Genomic DNA, 15668 nt, shown 5'->3' on the forward strand with positions numbered 1-15668 from the left:
GTTCTCCTTAGGTTGGTGGCGGCGAGCCTATCGGCGCGGGGCAACGTGGCGGTGTCCCGAGTGAGTTCTCACGCTGCGACCCACGAGAACGGCGGCGCCCGCACCCACGCAGGCGGAGATTAGCCATGTCACCGATCCCGCGATGGTCGTGATCAGCAGGCCGGCGACCCAGGCGTCGAGGTCGACGCCCGCATCGGTCGACGCGCGCAGCGACCAGGCGGCCACGACGGTGACCCACGCGAGCCCGATGCCGAGCGTGGCGCCCGTCAGTACCGGCACGCGCAACTCCGCCGCTGCCGCACGTCGTGCGTTCGCGGGAGAGAGCCCGAGGGCTTCACGAACCCCCTCGTCATCGCGACCCGCGGCGCGGGCCGTAGCCACCACGGCAACCGCGACGAGGATCGACACGGTAGCGGCCGCGATCGCGACTCCGGCGGCGGCCGCGAGCGAGAGCTGGTCCGCGTCACCGGAGTCGAGTCTCGTCCATGCGAGTCCTCCCGAGGCCACCGCCATGGTGAGACCCACGATCATCGCGGCCAGGGAGAGCTGCCGGGTACGTGCACGCATCGCCCCCGCGGCGGCGATGGCCCAGGGCTCGCCCGAGCGCTCGTCGTGCGAGACGACGAGGGGTATCGCACGCCGCGACGCCTCAAGGAGCACGGGCGCCGCGAGGACGACGAGCGATACCTGGCCAGTCCACTGGAGCGCGAGAGCAATGGAGCCTGTTCCCGCGCTCGCCAGCGCGCTTCCACACGCTGCACACACAGCGGCGGTGATCACCAGGGCACCGAGCCACCGCGCGGACACGGTGCGCGAGACGCTTTGCTCGGCGAGCGGGGTGACAGGCGTGAGCGCAGCCGCTGGCGGAACGCGGGCCGCCCAGAATGCCGGAACAACGGCGGTCAGTGCCGCGAGCGCGAGCCCAAGGCCCACGACGAACCCGGCGGCGACAGGCAGAAGCACGGGCGAGGACGGGAGGTCTGCGAGGGGTTGCGCCGACCTCTGAATGGCGAGGACTCCAGCGATGGCAAGCCACCCAAGGAGCAGGCCCACCGCGCTCGCGGCCGCCCCGAGCACGAGTGCTTCAAGCGCGCTCGCGGCTAGGAGCATGCCCCGATGGGCCCCCAGGACACGTGCCGTGGCGACCCACTCCACACGTGCCTGCGCCTGCGATCGCCCGATGGCGAAACCTGCCGCCAGGGCCGCGACACCGACGAGGAGGGCAGTGATCCACAATGTCCCCGTCCAGCCGTCGAGGGGCACGCGGAAGATTTCGGCCGCGGACGCTGGTTGGGCCGCGGACTCGTCGGTGAGGAGAGGCGCGAGGGTGGCAGACTGTCCCGACCATGAGACGAGGGCGCTCGCGAGCGTGGTGGTGCCGCTCGCACTCTCCGCCGTCATCTCTGCGGTTGCCTCGTCCCAGTCGAGTACGTCGTCCCAGTTGGCGTATCCCGTGGCGGGGTACGTCACGAAGGCGCCCGATGCCGCAGCGGCCGAGAGCCCGCTCACCCTGACCCCTGTAGCTGCACGATCGCCGCCCCACGAGTCGACGACATCGACAAGGTCACCGACAGCGACGCCGACCAGCTCGGCGACGCTCGCGGAGACCACGACTTCACCGGCTTGAGGTGCCGTGCCCGCGACGAGCACTTCGGCCCAGTTAAGCGAGGGGTATGCGCCCAGGAGAGGGGTTCCGGTATCCGTGGCCATGACGGGCGTGATCGAGGACTCAACGGTGGCGCCAGCGTCAGTTCCCTCCACCAGCGCCGCGTCGACGAGCGCCTCTACGTCACCAGGCTCGATGGTGTCGCTCACCTCGATGCTGCCCGAGACGGGATCGCCGTTGGTCCACCACTGCACCCAGGCGCCGTGCTCTCGAGGCGCGAGGGGTGCGTCGAGGCTCGCCTGTGTTCCCGCGGCCGTCAGGGCCGTCGCCGCGAGGGTGGTCGCCAGCGTCAGGAGGACTCCCGTCCAGAGGAGAAAACGCCTCTGCGCCCTCAGCTGCTCGCGCAGCAGCGTGCCGATCATCGTGTGACCTCGTCACCGATGCGCGCTGTTTCACGTCGCAGACCCGTCTTGACCGCACGGACAGCCCACGCCACCGCGGCCCCCGCTGCGATGACAGCCCAGGCTAGTGTCGCGACGAGGGCCGCGAGGAGGGCCGCATCGGCGACGTCGACCAGCGTGACCCCGTGCCCGGTGTAGTACATCTCTTGCGCGCCCACCCATACGAATGGCACCGCCGCAGCCAGCGCGAGAGTGGCGCCCGCCGCCGCCCCGACGGCCTGGGGGAGCGTGAACCGCAGCACCTCTGCCCAGCGTGCGGCCCGTGCGTTGAGTCCCAGTGCCCGCGCCGCACCCTCTTCGACGGCCGCGAGCCCGCGGCTGCCGGCGATGATCGCCCCTGCGAGCGCCTGCAGAGCAATCAGGACGCCCAGGGAGAGCCGCCATGACACCGCCGACTGCACCATCCATATGCTGATGACATCCCACCGGAGTGGGAAGCTCTCGCCGTTCGGTGCATACGCAAACCATCCGAACGACCCGCTTCCCGGGCTCGTATCCGTGAGCGTGGAAATGGTGGACATCGCCACGATCACGCCGAGCGTGACGCACTGCAACAGGGTGAGCGCCGCGGCCTGCCGTGGATGTGCCAGCAGGTCGAGTCCCGCACGCACCGCCGCAGGGGACGAGCGCCGCGACAGCCACCCTCCCAGCCATCCGGCCCACCGCCGCGACCCTTCCACGAGCAGCGCGAAGCCGCTCACCAGGGTGATGCCTCCGAAGACCAGCAGCCAGCCGTCACCTGAGCGTTGGTAGAACGCCGCGGAGACGCCCATCCCGATGTAGCCGACCGCGGTGATGACCGCCACAGGCCACACCCGCACTCGTCGCGTCAATTCGGCCTCGTCGACGGCGGCGACATCCTTGAGGGCCGATGCCGGGGTCACCCTGGCAGCCAGCGCCGCCGGAATCGCGGTGATCACCAGGCCCAGCACGATCCCGCCGCCGACGGCGGTCAGGTATGTCGTGGCCGGTACCGCGAGAGTGACGTCGGGCGGGGCCGCGGCGGCGTCCAGCACGCCCTGAAGGTGTGCTTGCGCGACCGCGAGCCCAGCGCCGAGCCCGAGGGTGCCACCGATCAGGCCCACGAGCGAACCCTCCGCGAGGGTCGCGGCGGCAATGGATGATCGCGAGGCGCCGAGTGCACGCGCGGTCGCCGTCCACCGAGCGCGGCGCTGCGCCTGGGAGCGACCCACGGCGACGGCTGCGATGACCGTGCCAACGGCCAGCACCGCTGCCAAGACCGTCGCTCCGCTCGCCTGAGGGCCGCCCGTCGCCCACGTCCAGCCATGATCGGGGAACGCGGCGATGGTTGCGGGAGTGTCGCGCTCCCAGGCGAACTCCATCTGGGCGAACTTTCCGCCCTCCCAGGCGTAGTCGGGAGACGCCTCGAAACTCGCGGCGAGAAGGGGGTCGCCCGGGGAGAAGGCGGTGGGCGTCTCGCCGACCCAGTCGGTTCCCCAGTTCACTCTGTCGACGACGATGCCCGACACCACCCGCGTGCCAGCGCCGACCGCGTGGTAGTCACCTGTGTCGGAAGCGGCGTCGTAGCCGACCTCGACGCGGTCGCCGATCCCCACGCCCCACGCGGCGGCGACGTTGGCGGGGATCGCGACCTCACCGGCACCGGGGGCGTCGCCCTCCGCGAGCCCTTCGTGCCACAGCACGTCGCCGGAGAAGGCCTGGGCGAGCGCGCCCCACCCCGCGTCGGCGTCACCTTCGGGCGCGGTCCACGCGTCGTAGACCGTCTCGGTCGCCACGAGCCCCGCGCCCTCGGCGTTCGCCTGTGCGACGAACGCGTCGATCTCGTCGCGCGTCATCGGCGTGCCCCAGCCAGAGGCGAGCTCGTCGTTGCTGTGGTCCTCGACCACGGCGGATTGGTCCCACAGCTCGCCGCGTCCCTGGAGGATCGCGCCTTGGGCGGCGAGTGCATCGTCCGTCAGATTGGCCGTCCACGAGTACGTGGCGAAGCCCGCGGCCGCAGCGATCAGCATCGTCATCCACGCCAGCGCCGCCCGCTGCGCCCGTAGCTGTTCGCGCAGCAGCACCCCGATCATCTAACGCCCTCCCTGTCGGCGGTGCGTAGCTCATCGACGGGCGTACCCATCGCCATCCCGCGCCCCAACAGCCACGCCACCAAAGCCGACGCAGTCGTCACGAGCGCCGCCCCACCCAGCACGCCGAGCCACGGCACCGCCGCGAGGTCGCGGCCCATGTGCCAGGCGATCTCACTGAGGTCGAACGGGGCGCCGGGCGTGAGGACGAATGGGTTACCTAGCGTCACGGCGAGCGCGGCACCCAGCACCGTGCCCGCGAGGACGGCCGCAACGGAGACCACCACTGCCTCCCACACCGGCGCTGCGCGCAGCGACCGAGGCGACGCGCCGAGCGCCGCGAACGTCGCGAGCTCACGCCGGCGCGAGCGGGCCGATGCCGACGCCACCCCCGCCGACAGCACCACGGCGACCACGGCACCGAACACGCCGATGATCATCGCCAGGCCGTCGTTCGTGAAGGACATCCACCCCGTCGACGCATCGGCCGTCAACACAAAGCCCGATCCCTCCGGCACGGCCTCCTCGACGGCCGCAATGACCGACGAGCGTGGCATCCCGAACTGCTCGTCCGGGCCTCCCGCACCGAAGACAAGCAGCGCCGACACGGGTGCATCGCCCCAGACCTCGCGCGCCCAGGCGCCGTCGACGGAAGTCATGGGGGCTTGGGCCCACAGCGAGTACACGGGTGACGCGCCTATCCATGTATTCACCGTGCTCACGCCAGTACTGCAGCAGGCGACCTCGACCCACTCGTAGTCGCGCAGATACTCGGTGTCGCGACCGGTGAGGCGGACGCCCGGGGACAACCCAAGCTGCCGGAAGGCGTCGGGCGCCACGACATCCGCGTCCTCGCGCGTGATCGCCAGCGAGAACGGTTGATACATGAGCTCGCGCTCATCTGGGTCGAGATTGCTGCTGAACCACATGCTGGTGTCGTCCTCGACGAGGATGCGTGCAGGGATGACTCGCAGATCCGGGTCCTGCGTCAGCGCGTCGATGACGTCCTGATCGAGCCCGAATTGCGTGAGCCCCGTGGGTACTCCGGTTCCTGCCCAGGGGTCAACCGAGGTCACGATCGCGTCGGCGTCGAGCGCGAGCGCCGCCGCAAGCTCGGCCTCTTCGGCGCCACTCGCGGCAACCGCCCATACCCACAGCGTCATGATCGTCCCCGTGATCGCGAGCGAACGTCGCCGCGTCTCGGTCGGGCGGGCGAGGCCGTCCGCCGCAAACGCCCGGCCGCCCGTCGCGTCCCCTCGGCCCAGGATGGCCGATGCGACACGCACCAGACGCCGTGCCGCCCACCCGAGCAGGTGGTAGCCGCACCACGTGCCGCCCACGACGGCAAGGGTCAGGCCGACGTTCTTGGTCACCATGAGCCAGCCTGCGGGAGACAGGTGCTCCATCGCCCACGCGTCGAGCGGCACGGCGCGGTTGAGGATGACGATGGCCATGCCAAAGACAAACGCGGCTACCGGCACCGTCCGTGCCACCCGGTGCCACCGCCGCACCGGCTCCGCTGTGGAGTACGGCACCTCGGTGCCGGCGGCGCTCGCGGCTGCCATGGCATCGGGCGTGCCCCGCGTGACCGCCGCAAACGCGATGGCGTGGACCATGGCGCCCACCGCGGTGAAGCCCACGGCGACGGCCACGCTCCACGCGATGGCGCCCCATTGCACAGAGGGGTCGTCGGGGAAGTTGCGCGAGGACATCAGGGCGCCCGAGTCGGTCACCTGCGCGATGACCATCCCGACCGGCACGCCGACCGCCGACGCGGCCAGCCCCGTCGTTGCGCCACCACGCGCCGCCGCCCGCACGATCTCTCCCCGCCGCTCACCGAGCGCCATGCGCGTCATGATCGCGTCGCGCTCGCCCACGAGCCCCAGGCGCAAGAATGCTGTCGCGAGAACACCGGTGATGATGAGTCCGGGGATGCCGTAGAACAGCAGCGCCATGATCCACACGAGCCACTCGAGGTCTCCACCGGTCCACTGGCCGAACGAGGTCCACACCGGTCCGCCCATGGCGGACCCGACCCCCGCGCCAAGGGCGAGGACGATGCCAGCGGCCCACCGCATCGGCCCGCCGTTCACGACAGCCCCGCCTTCTGCGCCTCGCGCAATTGCGCGGACGGAGTCAGTCGGTCGAGCCGGACCCTGACCAGCGCCGCGCCTGCGGCCGCGAGGGCGGTGGCACCGAGCACGAGCCCGATGAGCGCGCCCCACGGCATGACCGACGCGGTGAAGGCGGCGCCCGCGAGGCCTGCCGTGCCCGCATTGTTGATGACCTCGATGACGAGGCCGACCACCGCACCGCCGAGCACGCCGAACATCGAGGCGAAGAAGGTGGGAAGCGCCGCCTCCCACACGGCCGCGCCGCGCAGGGACCCGGCCCGGGCCCCGAGGGCAAGGAGTGTCGCGTCGTCTCGGGCGCGGAGCCGCTGCGATGCCCAGGCCATCCCCACGATGATGGCGACGGCGATGAGGAGGAACGGTGCCGCGATCGTCGCGACGAGACCGCCGTCGACGCTCCCCTCATGACGAGCGGAGCCGCTGAACTCGATGGTGTGGAGACCGGTGAGGTCGTGTGCTTCCATCGCGTCTGCCACGCTGACATCGCCGGCCGGGAAGAGCAAGACCGCGGCGGTAGGGGAGGCGCCCCATACAGACTCCGCCCATCCTCGTTCGATGCCTGTCCACGGCGGTGCATTGTTGGCCGCAGTCGTGTCGCGGCGAACGCCGCCGACCTCGACGAAGGGGCTGCCGTCGCCAAATCCACCCGTACTGCCCGGGTCTCCCCATGTCCATTCGGTGCCCGCCCTCAAGCCCAGGGCAGACGTGGCGTGCGGCACGAAGGCGTCGATGGCCGCGCCGTGCACGGCCAGGAGGACGTCGCGCGCCGCGTACTCGCTCTCGCTATATGGATCCTCGACGATCCGGACGTCCGTCACGAGCACGCCGGCCTGGAGGACCGTGAGCGCGGGGTCGGCGTGGAGCTCGTCGAGAACGTCGCCCGGCAGTCCAGGCGCCCAGCCGCCGGTGGTCGCCGCCGTGTCGTCGTCAAAGTCGGCGTCAAACAGGTCGACCGTGGAGATCGACGCGTGGGTCTCCAACTGTCCGCTGAGTTCGTTGCGCGCCTCGTTGCCCGCATATCCCACGGTGAGCGCGCCGGTGAGGCCCATCACCATGACGATGGCGACAAATGTGCCGAACCTGAGGGGCACCGGACGGGCAAGCGACTCGGCCGCGAGTGCTCTCGCAGTGCCGGGTACGGCCTGGCCCCCCACGCGGCGAAGTGACCACAAGGACGCTCCGCGAGCCAGCCGTGCGCCGACATATCCCAACGCTGCGGGGATGACGCCCAGGACCACGGATCCGAGGACCGCGCCGGCTCCGAAACTGAGGATCCATCGCCAGGCCGGATCGTCGTTTGCGGAGTTCGGGCCCGGCAGCACGAAGCTGATCACGCCAGCACCGATCGCGAGTGCCGCCACACCCGCCCACACCCATCGTTGCCGCCGTGACCGGCGCGCCGCTTCGGGTGCCACCGGCGTGCGCTGCGGGACCCCAGGGCCGGTCATGACGGAGGCGCCCGAGGAGACATCGGCCACCGAGCCGCGTGTCGACCACGGCGCGACGGCGGCGTAGGCGGCCGCAAGGCAGGCGACAGCGATGGCGAGTGTCACGAGCCAGGTGGAGACGGCATCGGCCATCCAGAATCCCTCGCCTATGCCTTCGCGCAGCTGGCGCGCCCCGGCCCCCACCAGCGTGCCGACGCCCCACCCCACGCATGCGTCGCGTATGCCGGCGATGCCATGTGAGCGGATCAGTGCGCGCCGCGTGCCGCCGAGGGCGAGCGAGGCGGCCAACTCCGCTCGCCGGGTGGCGACCCACAACGCCCGGAACACGGCCGCGGTACCGCCGACGACCGCGACGAGGATCGGGAGGTAGAAGAGCATTCCCAGCGGAGTCCAGATGCCCCCCAACAGGAACGGGTCACCCGAGTTCGCGATCACCGAGTACAGCGGCAAGGCCGCGTACGCCGACAGCGCGCTGAACACGGCAATCACGCCACTAGGAACCCACCTCATCGCTCCACCCCCGCGAGCGCGTCCAACCCAGCCAACACGGACTCCGGCGTGGGATCCGTGATGTGCCCCTCGACCCGCCCGTTGGCGAACAGCAGGACCTTGCCCGCATAGGACGCCGCGGCGGGGTCGTGGGTGACCATCACCACCGACTGGCCCAGCTCGCGGCAGGACGTGCGCAGGTGCGAGAGGATCTGCGCGCTCGCGTGCGTGTCCAGGTTGCCGGTGGGCTCGTCGGCGAGCACCACGCGCGGCCGGGTGATCAGCGCGCGGGCGATGGCGACCCGCTGCTGCTGACCACCCGACATTTCATAGGGCTTGCGAACGAGTTCCCGCTCGATGCCCAACATCTCCACGAGCGTCGCCAGCCACTGCTCGTCCTGCGGCAGCCGGTTGAGGCGCAGCGGCAGCACGATGTTGTCGCGCCCGCTCATGGTCTGGATGAGGTTGAAGCCTTGGAAGACGAAGCCCACCACGCGGCCGCGGACCTGCGCGAGTTGCTTGTCTGACAGCCCTGTCAGCTCGTCGTCGCCCACGTACACCTGGCCGGAATCGGGCCTGTCGAGCCCGGCGAGCAGGTGCACCAGCGTGGTCTTGCCGGACCCGCTCGGCCCCATCACCGCGGTGAGCACGCCGCCCGGGATGTCCAGGTCGACGTGGTCAACGGCCGTCACCCCGGTCGGGCCGGAGCCATATGTCTTCGTGAGCCCGCGTGCCGTCAGTGCGACGGGCGTCGTTGCTTCCCCCATGGCCGTCACGCTACGCGGGCCGGTCGCGGCGCCGCGTCAGCCCACGGCATGCAATCGCGTCATACCCAGGTATGACGCTACGAGCCCGCGCGCACGACCCCGGCCTCGTAGGCCATCACGACCGCCTGCACGCGGTCGCGCGCGCCCAGCTTCGCGAGCACCCGGCCCACGTGGGTCTTGACGGTGGGTTCGGCGAGGAAGAGCTCCGCGCAGATCTCGGCGTTGGACCTGCCGCGCGCCATCAGCACCAGCACCTGGCGCTCGCGTTCGGTGAGGCTCTCGACGGCCGATGCGTCACTCGCCTGAGCAGGGTCCGGCACCTGGGCGGCGACGGTCGCGAGCAGCCGCTTGGTGGACGAGGGTGCGATGACCGCGTCGCCCGCGTGGACCGTGCGGATCGCGGCAAGCAGATCCTCGGGCGGCGCGTCCTTGAGCAGGAACCCGCTCGCCCCGGCCTTGATGGCCGCCACCACGTACTCGTCGAGGTCGAAGGTGGTGAGCATGACGACCTTGGTGACGACGGCATCGGCCACCCGCGAGCAGGCCTCGATGCCGTCCATGCCAGGCATGCGCACGTCCATGAGGACCACGTCCGCCGGCGGCTCGAGCGCACTCAGCATCTCGACTGCTGCGGCGCCGTCCCCGGCCTCCGCCACCACCTCCATGTCGTCCTGAGAGTCGACGACCATGCGGAAGCCCGCACGGATGAGCTGCTGGTCGTCGACCAGGGCGACGCGGATGGTCATGGCGCCCAGTATGCCTGGCGCCATCCGTGGTCGCGACGTACACTTTTTTGTACGTAAGGAGGTGCCATGAAGACCATGTCCTATTCGCAGTCGCGGCAGAACTATGCCCGGGTGCTCGATTCGGTGCTCGACGACCGCGAGGAGGTCGTGGTCACGCGCGCGGGCAAGGAGCCCGTGGTGATCGTGTCCCTGGCCGACTACGAGTCGCTCAAGGAGACGGCCTACCTGTTGCAGAACCCGGCAAATGCACGGCGCCTCCTGGGCTCTATCGAGGCGCTCGAGCGTGGCGAAGGCTCCGAGCGGGACCTGGTGGAGTGAGGCTCGTCTTCTCCGAGACCGCGTGGGAGGACTACGTCCACTGGCAGACGGCTGACCGCCGGGTGCTGAAGCGCATCAACACCGTGATCCGCGACATCGTGCGGGGCGCTCAGGAAGGCGTCCCGCACGAGGGCATCGGGAAGCCCGAGGCACTCAAGCACGGCTTCCACGGCTACTGGTCACGACGCCTCACCGACGAGCACCGGCTGGTCTACAAGGTGGTGGACGACGAGGTCCGCATTGCCGCCTGCCGGTATCACTACACGGACTGACTCAGGCCGCCGAGCCTTCCTCGGGGTGCGGCTTACCAGGGGTGACGGGCGGGAGTGCCGACCAGGGGAACGTGATCCACAGGTCGGTGTGCTTCCACACGTAGTCGGGCTCGATGACTGAGCGGGGCTTGGAGTAGAGCACCACGGTGCGCACCTCGGCCGCGTGAGTTTCCATCAACTTCTTGACCAGCGCGAGGGTGTGGCCCGTGTCCGCGACATCGTCCGCGACGAGGACCTTGAGCCCCGCCATCGCGTCGGTGTCGAGCAGGGGAGGAAGGACCACGGGCTCGGGCAGGCGCTCGTCGATGCCCGTGTAGAACTCGACGTTCAGCGTGCCCACGCCCTTGGTGCCCAGAGCGTACGAGATCGCGCCACCCACCGGCAGTCCGCCGCGTGCGACCGCGACCACCACATCGGGCTCGTAGCCGTCGTCCACGACCATCTGCGCGAGCTCGCGCGACGCGTCGCCGTATCCCTGCCAGGTGAGCACTTCGCGCTCAGGAGTCTCCGTCATGGCGCAAGTATGGCCGATGCCGTGGCCGCCGTGAGCGGCAGCCGCGCCTTCACGACAAACCCGCCGCCCGCGCGCGGCCCGGCCGCGAGGGTGCCCCCAAACACCGTGGCCCGCTCGCGCATGCCGGCCAGGCCCTGACCGTCGCCGTCGTCGCGCGCCCCCGCGCCGCGGCCGTCGTCCGAGACGGTGAGCGCGACGGCATCGGCCTCCCAGGTGAGCTGCACGAAGGCCTTCGCGGCCGGCCCCGCGTGCTTCAACACGTTAGTGAGGCCCTCCTGCGTGATGCGATAGAGCGCGAGCCCGGCCCCGATCGGCAGCGTCCGCGGAGTTCCGGTGGTGACATACGAGCAGTCCAGGCCACCGTCGCGGGTGGCGGCGACGAGCGCGGGGATGTCGCCGATGCTGGGCTGCGGTCCCAACGCGGCGTCCTCGTCGCCGATGCGCAGGAGCCCCAGCAGCGCGCGCATCTCCGTGAGTGCGGCGCGGGAGACGTCGGCGATGGTCTCGAGCGTGTGGGCGGCCTGCGCGGGGTCGGCCTTCGCGGCAAAGCGGCCGCCGTCGGCCTGGGCCACGACGACGGACAGAGTGTGGGCGACGACGTCGTGCATCTCACGGGCGATGCGGGCGCGCTCGTCGGCCGCGGCGAGTGCGCGTTCCGCCTCGGTATCGCGCGTCAGTTGACGCTCGAGCCGGTAGGCGTGGCGGCGGGTGGCCTGCAGGCGGACAGTGAGCAGGGCGACGCCGAGCAGTGCGGCCGCGAGGAGCACGCTCAGAATCCACACCATGGGGGAACAGTAATGGCCGTCCGGCGCGTTAGGACAGGAGAACACCAGCAGACGAGGCGCACGCATGTTTCACCCCCAGGAACCCCAGTGGCTCCCACGCGACCCCGGCTCCGCGCTCGCGGATGATGCGGCCCTCGCCGCTCCCGCCGCGACGATCCTGGATGTCGGACCTGCCGGCGAACCGGGTTTCACCCACGCCCTCCACGTCGACCCGGTCAGGATGCCCGCGGGCTACTGCCGCGCCCTCGAGGCCGAACCCCGCATCGAGCAGGCCGTGTGGCCCGGGGGTGACCGGGTCTATCTTCGCGCCGCCATGATGCTGGGCGCGGAGGTCTTCGCCACCGCGCAGGCCGTAGCGGAGGCGCTCAAGGGTCCGGACCAACGTGACGAGAGGTCAGATATGGGCAACCCTCGCGACGACGGCCTTGACGCGCTCGCACGGGTCGCCAACGACCTCGACGGCGAGCCGTCCTTCGCTCCCGACGTGACGCCGGCCGACGCGCCCCTTCCCGGCCGCGGGGCGGGAACCTGGCCGCCCGCGTTCGTCGATGACGCGGGTGTTTTCGACTGCGGCACCTCTCGTGCCGACGGCTACACCCACGTGCTGTGGATGGACCCGTCAGTGGTGGCTGAGAGCATCGCCGATCAGGTCGCGGCGCTCGAGTCCGTCGTCAAGGTGGGTTGGGAAAGCGCCGAGCTGCTCCACGTGGATGCCCCGGGCGTGAGCCACGAGGATCTCTTGGAGCAGGCGCGCAGGCTCGCCCGCGTCTGACCCGGCCCGGCGGCGTCCGCTCGCTACGGTGGACGGCATGAGTACCCGAGTCGAGCGCACCGTGACCGTCGGCGACAACGACCTCACCTTCACGGTGATGGAGCCGCAGGCCGACGGCTGGACCGCGACCGTATGGCTCGACGAGGACCTGGGCCGCGTGGCGGGGGCCGATGCCTACGACGGCTTCGTCGACCGCTTCACCGCGACGCCCGGGGTCGTCGTCACCGAGGTCGAGGACCGCGACTTCATCCACGTCCGCTCCGAGGGGCTGACCCCCGAGCAGTTGCTCGAGGCGGTCCTCGCCGCCGCCCAGGTGACCGGCACCTAACTCTCGCCTCGGGAAGCCGCACGGGACCGCCTCAGGCGACCGGCGCAGCGGCCGCCCTGGCGGGGCCGATGGGCAGCACGCCCGCCGGTACTCTTGACCCGTATCCGACCGCGGCCATTAAGGGACGACATGACCGACGCACGCGACCAGCACCTCGACACCGTCGAGAACGCATCCGCCACTCCCGAACAGGACATGCCGTTCGCGGAGTTGGGCCTCAAGCCCGACGAGTACGCGCAGATCGTCGATCTGCTGGGACGGCGCCCCACCGCGGCTGAGCTCGCCATGTACTCCGTCATGTGGTCCGAGCACTGCTCGTACAAGTCGTCCAAGGTGCACCTCAAGCAGTTCGGCGAGAAGACCACGCCTGAGATGAAGGAACGTCTCATGGTCGGCATGGGCGAGAACGCGGGCGTGGTCGATATCGGCGACGGCTGGGCGGTCACGTTCAAGGTCGAGTCCCACAACCACCCGTCGTACGTCGAGCCCTACCAGGGCGCCGCGACGGGCGTGGGCGGCATCGTCCGCGACATCCTCGCCATGGGCGCGCGTCCCGTCGCCGCGATGGACGAGCTGCGTTTTGGCGACATCGATCACCCCGACACCGCCCGTGTAGTTCACGGCGTGGTGGGTGGCGTGGGTGGCTACGGCAACTCGCTGGGCCTTCCCAACATCGGCGGCGGTTCGCTGTTTGACAAGAGCTTCCAGGGCAACCCCCTGGTCAACGCCCTGTGTGTGGGCGTCATGAAGCACGAGGACATCCACCTGGCCTCCGCCGAGGGCGTCGGCAACAAGGTGGTCCTGTTCGGCGCGCGCACGGGTGGCGACGGCATCGGCGGTGCCTCGATCCTCGCCTCGGAGACCTTCGAGGACGGTGTGCCCGCCAAACGCCCCTCGGTTCAGGTGGGCGACCCCTTCATGGAGAAGGTGCTCATCGAGTGCTGCCTCGAGCTGTTCCGCGCGGACGTGGTGCAGGGTATCCAAGACCTCGGCGCCGCCGGCATCTCGTGCGCGACCTCGGAGCTCGCGAGTAACGGCTCGGGCGGCATGCACGTGTGGCTCGACGACGTCCTGCTGCGCGACCCCACCCTGAACGCCGGCGAGATCCTCATGTCGGAGTCGCAGGAGCGCATGATGGCGGTCGTCACTCCCGACAAGCTCGACCAGTTCATGGCCATCACCGCCAAGTGGGACGTCGAGTCCTCCGTGGTGGGCGAGGTCAACGACTCGGGTCGCCTCACCATCGATCACCACGGTCAGCGCATCGTCGACGTCGACCCGCGCACCGTGGCCCACGAGGGTCCCACCTACCACCGCCCCTACGCGCGTCCCGCGTGGATGGACGGTCTGCAGGGGGACACCTACGCGGCCGAGCTTCCCGCGACCGGCAAGGAGCTTCGCCAGGCGGTCGTCGACCTCATGGCGAGCCCCAACCTGTCCGACCGCTCGTGGATCACCAACCAGTACGACCGGTACGTGCAGGGCAACACCGCCGCCGCCCGCCCCGACACCGTCGGCGTGGTGCGGGTGGACGAGGAGACCGGGCGCGGCGTCGCGATCGCGACGCGATCCAACGACCGCTACACGAAGCTCGACCCGTACAACGGCGCTCGCCAGTCCGTGGTCGCCGCCTACCGCGCCGTCGCCATCGCCGGCGCGACGCCCACGGCCATCACCGACGGCCTGAACTTCGGCTCGCCCGAGGACCCCGACGCCATGTGGCAGTTCGTTGAGGCTATTCGCGGGTTGGCGGACGTGTGCCAGGAGCTCGGCGTGCCCGTCACCGGTGGCAACGTGTCGCTGTACAACGGCACGGGCGAGCCCGGCCGCATCGACAGCTCCATCAACCCCACCGCGATCGTGGGCATGCTCGGCATCTTCGATGACGTCGAGCGCGTCACCCCCAGCGGCTGGCGCCAGGACGGCCTCATTCTTTACGTGCTCGGCACCACCGGCGCGGACTTCGACGGCTCGCGCTTCGCGGAACTGTCCGGCCACCTGGGCGGCGACGCCCCCACGGTCGACATCGCGGCCGAGAAGACCCTGGCCGAGGTCATGGTCGCCTGCTCGCGCGACGGGCTGGCCGATGCCGCCCGTGAGATCGGCGAGGGTGGCCTCGCCGCCGCGCTGGCTCAGGCCTCGCTGCGCTACGGCGTGGGTGCCCGCATCGTCCTCGACGAGCTGTGCGAGCGCGACGGTGTCACGCCCGCTCAGGCGCTGTTCTCGGAGACCCAGGGCCGCGTGCTCGTGGGCGTGATCCGCGAGGACGAGCCGCGCTTCACTGCGATGCTCGAGGCCCGCGGCGTGCCCGCCGTGCGCGTGGGCTACACGGTGCCGGAGTCCTCGATCGAGGTGCAGGGACAGTTCGAGCTGCCGCTCGACGACCTGCGCGCGGCCTGGTCGCACACGGTCCCGGCGCACTTCGCCTAACCCTTCGCAGATGCGCCGCGGGTCGTCGCCGCGGGTGTGACACGCTAGAGGGCATGCCCGCCCCGAGGACCACCCGCCGCCGCATCGACATCGAGGCCGGCCGCGCCGCCGTGCACGCGTGGCGCGGCTCCACTCGCGAGGCCGACCTCCACGCACCCCAGGCCGCCACGGCGCCCGACGCTCAGCCCGCCATCGACCGCCCCACCCTCGCGACCGCGGTGCGCTTCACGCTCGAGGAGCTGGCGTCTCGCGCACCCGGCAATGCGCTTGAGGTGCGGGTACCGCCCTTCGGGGCGACGCAGTGCATCGAGGGTCCCACGCACCGCCGCGGCACCCCGCCCGCGGTCGTGGAGATGAAGCCCGAGGTGTGGCTCGCCTTGGCGACGGGGCGAGTGTCGTGGGCCGATGCTGTGGCAGCCGGCCAGGTCGACGCCTCGGGTGAGCGCTCCGACCTCTCCGCGTTGTTGCCGCTCGACTGAGCGCCCGCCCGGCCCCTACGGAGACCAGGGTCGAAGCGTTTCGCAACCGCGGCATCGGCCGTGAGGAAAG

Annotated in this window: 14 protein-coding genes; 6 read left to right on the forward strand and 8 right to left on the reverse strand. The window is 70.7% G+C overall.

The genetic code is table 11. The features are described 5' to 3' along the window. Window positions 1-27: 27 nt before the first annotated feature. The 6 genes from B7K24_RS03130 to B7K24_RS03155 all read right to left on the reverse strand — a co-directional run bounded on the left by B7K24_RS03130 (window position 28) and on the right by B7K24_RS03155 (window position 9700). The gene (locus B7K24_RS03130) at window positions 28-2028 is read right to left on the reverse strand and encodes an FtsX-like permease family protein (protein WP_084128644.1); all 2001 of its coding nucleotides are present in this window, start codon (window positions 2026-2028) and stop codon (window positions 28-30) included. After that, window positions 2025-4121, reverse strand: coding sequence for an FtsX-like permease family protein (locus B7K24_RS03135; protein ID WP_084128646.1), 2097 nt, complete (start codon window positions 4119-4121; stop codon window positions 2025-2027). Before B7K24_RS03135 ends, B7K24_RS03130 begins: the two co-directional genes overlap by 4 nt. Then, the gene (locus B7K24_RS03140) at window positions 4118-6211 is read right to left on the reverse strand and encodes an FtsX-like permease family protein (RefSeq protein WP_084128647.1); all 2094 of its coding nucleotides are present in this window, start codon (window positions 6209-6211) and stop codon (window positions 4118-4120) included. Before B7K24_RS03140 ends, B7K24_RS03135 begins: the two co-directional genes overlap by 4 nt. Continuing rightward, entirely contained in the window at window positions 6208-8208 is a 2001-nt protein-coding gene (locus B7K24_RS03145; RefSeq protein WP_144268092.1) for an FtsX-like permease family protein, read from the reverse strand. Before B7K24_RS03145 ends, B7K24_RS03140 begins: the two co-directional genes overlap by 4 nt. Further along, the gene (locus B7K24_RS03150; RefSeq protein WP_084128650.1) at window positions 8205-8954 is read right to left on the reverse strand and encodes an ABC transporter ATP-binding protein; all 750 of its coding nucleotides are present in this window, start codon (window positions 8952-8954) and stop codon (window positions 8205-8207) included. Before B7K24_RS03150 ends, B7K24_RS03145 begins: the two co-directional genes overlap by 4 nt. A 77-nt stretch (window positions 8955-9031) precedes the next feature. Continuing rightward, window positions 9032-9700 carry a response regulator transcription factor gene (locus B7K24_RS03155; protein WP_084128652.1) on the reverse strand — a complete coding sequence of 223 codons (669 nt, stop codon included), beginning with the start codon at window positions 9698-9700 and terminating at the stop codon, window positions 9032-9034. Window positions 9701-9766: 66 nt separating this feature from the next. Between B7K24_RS03155 and B7K24_RS03160 the strand changes: the two genes are divergently transcribed. Together B7K24_RS03160 and B7K24_RS03165 are read left to right on the forward strand one after the other, a co-directional pair. Further along, window positions 9767-10018: a type II toxin-antitoxin system Phd/YefM family antitoxin gene (locus B7K24_RS03160; RefSeq protein ID WP_084128653.1), complete on the forward strand. Its 252-nt coding sequence runs from the start codon at window positions 9767-9769 to the stop codon at window positions 10016-10018. After that, window positions 10015-10290 (forward strand): Txe/YoeB family addiction module toxin, encoded by a 276-nt coding sequence (locus B7K24_RS03165; protein WP_084128655.1) that lies wholly within the window; start codon window positions 10015-10017, stop codon window positions 10288-10290. Before B7K24_RS03160 ends, B7K24_RS03165 begins: the two co-directional genes overlap by 4 nt. A 1-nt stretch (window position 10291) precedes the next feature. Here B7K24_RS03165 and B7K24_RS03170 read toward each other — a convergent pair whose 3' ends face one another. After that, window positions 10292-10804: a phosphoribosyltransferase gene (locus B7K24_RS03170; RefSeq protein WP_084128656.1), complete on the reverse strand. Its 513-nt coding sequence runs from the start codon at window positions 10802-10804 to the stop codon at window positions 10292-10294. Next, window positions 10801-11589, reverse strand: coding sequence for a sensor histidine kinase (locus B7K24_RS03175; protein WP_234986531.1), 789 nt, complete (start codon window positions 11587-11589; stop codon window positions 10801-10803). The genes B7K24_RS03170 and B7K24_RS03175 overlap by 4 nt, the downstream gene beginning before the upstream one ends. A 64-nt stretch (window positions 11590-11653) precedes the next feature. Here B7K24_RS03175 and B7K24_RS03180 point away from each other — a divergent pair, with 64 nt between their 5' ends. The 4 genes from B7K24_RS03180 to B7K24_RS03195 all read left to right on the forward strand — a co-directional run bounded on the left by B7K24_RS03180 (window position 11654) and on the right by B7K24_RS03195 (window position 15598). After that, window positions 11654-12361 (forward strand): hypothetical protein, encoded by a 708-nt coding sequence (locus tag B7K24_RS03180; protein WP_084128660.1) that lies wholly within the window; start codon window positions 11654-11656, stop codon window positions 12359-12361. Between the two features lie 37 nt (window positions 12362-12398). After that, window positions 12399-12689 carry a hypothetical protein gene (locus B7K24_RS03185; protein WP_084128661.1) on the forward strand — a complete coding sequence of 97 codons (291 nt, stop codon included), beginning with the start codon at window positions 12399-12401 and terminating at the stop codon, window positions 12687-12689. A 129-nt stretch (window positions 12690-12818) separates the two neighbouring features. After that, entirely contained in the window at window positions 12819-15119 is a 2301-nt protein-coding gene (purL, locus tag B7K24_RS03190; RefSeq protein WP_084128663.1) for a phosphoribosylformylglycinamidine synthase subunit PurL, read from the forward strand. Between the two features lie 53 nt (window positions 15120-15172). Continuing rightward, the gene (locus tag B7K24_RS03195; protein ID WP_084128665.1) at window positions 15173-15598 is read left to right on the forward strand and encodes a sterol carrier family protein; all 426 of its coding nucleotides are present in this window, start codon (window positions 15173-15175) and stop codon (window positions 15596-15598) included. The last annotated feature ends 70 nt before the right edge of the window (window positions 15599-15668 follow it).

The sequence above is a fragment of the Demequina sp. NBRC 110055 genome, from assembly GCF_002090135.1.
Classification (GTDB): Bacteria; Actinomycetota; Actinomycetes; order Actinomycetales; family Demequinaceae; genus Demequina.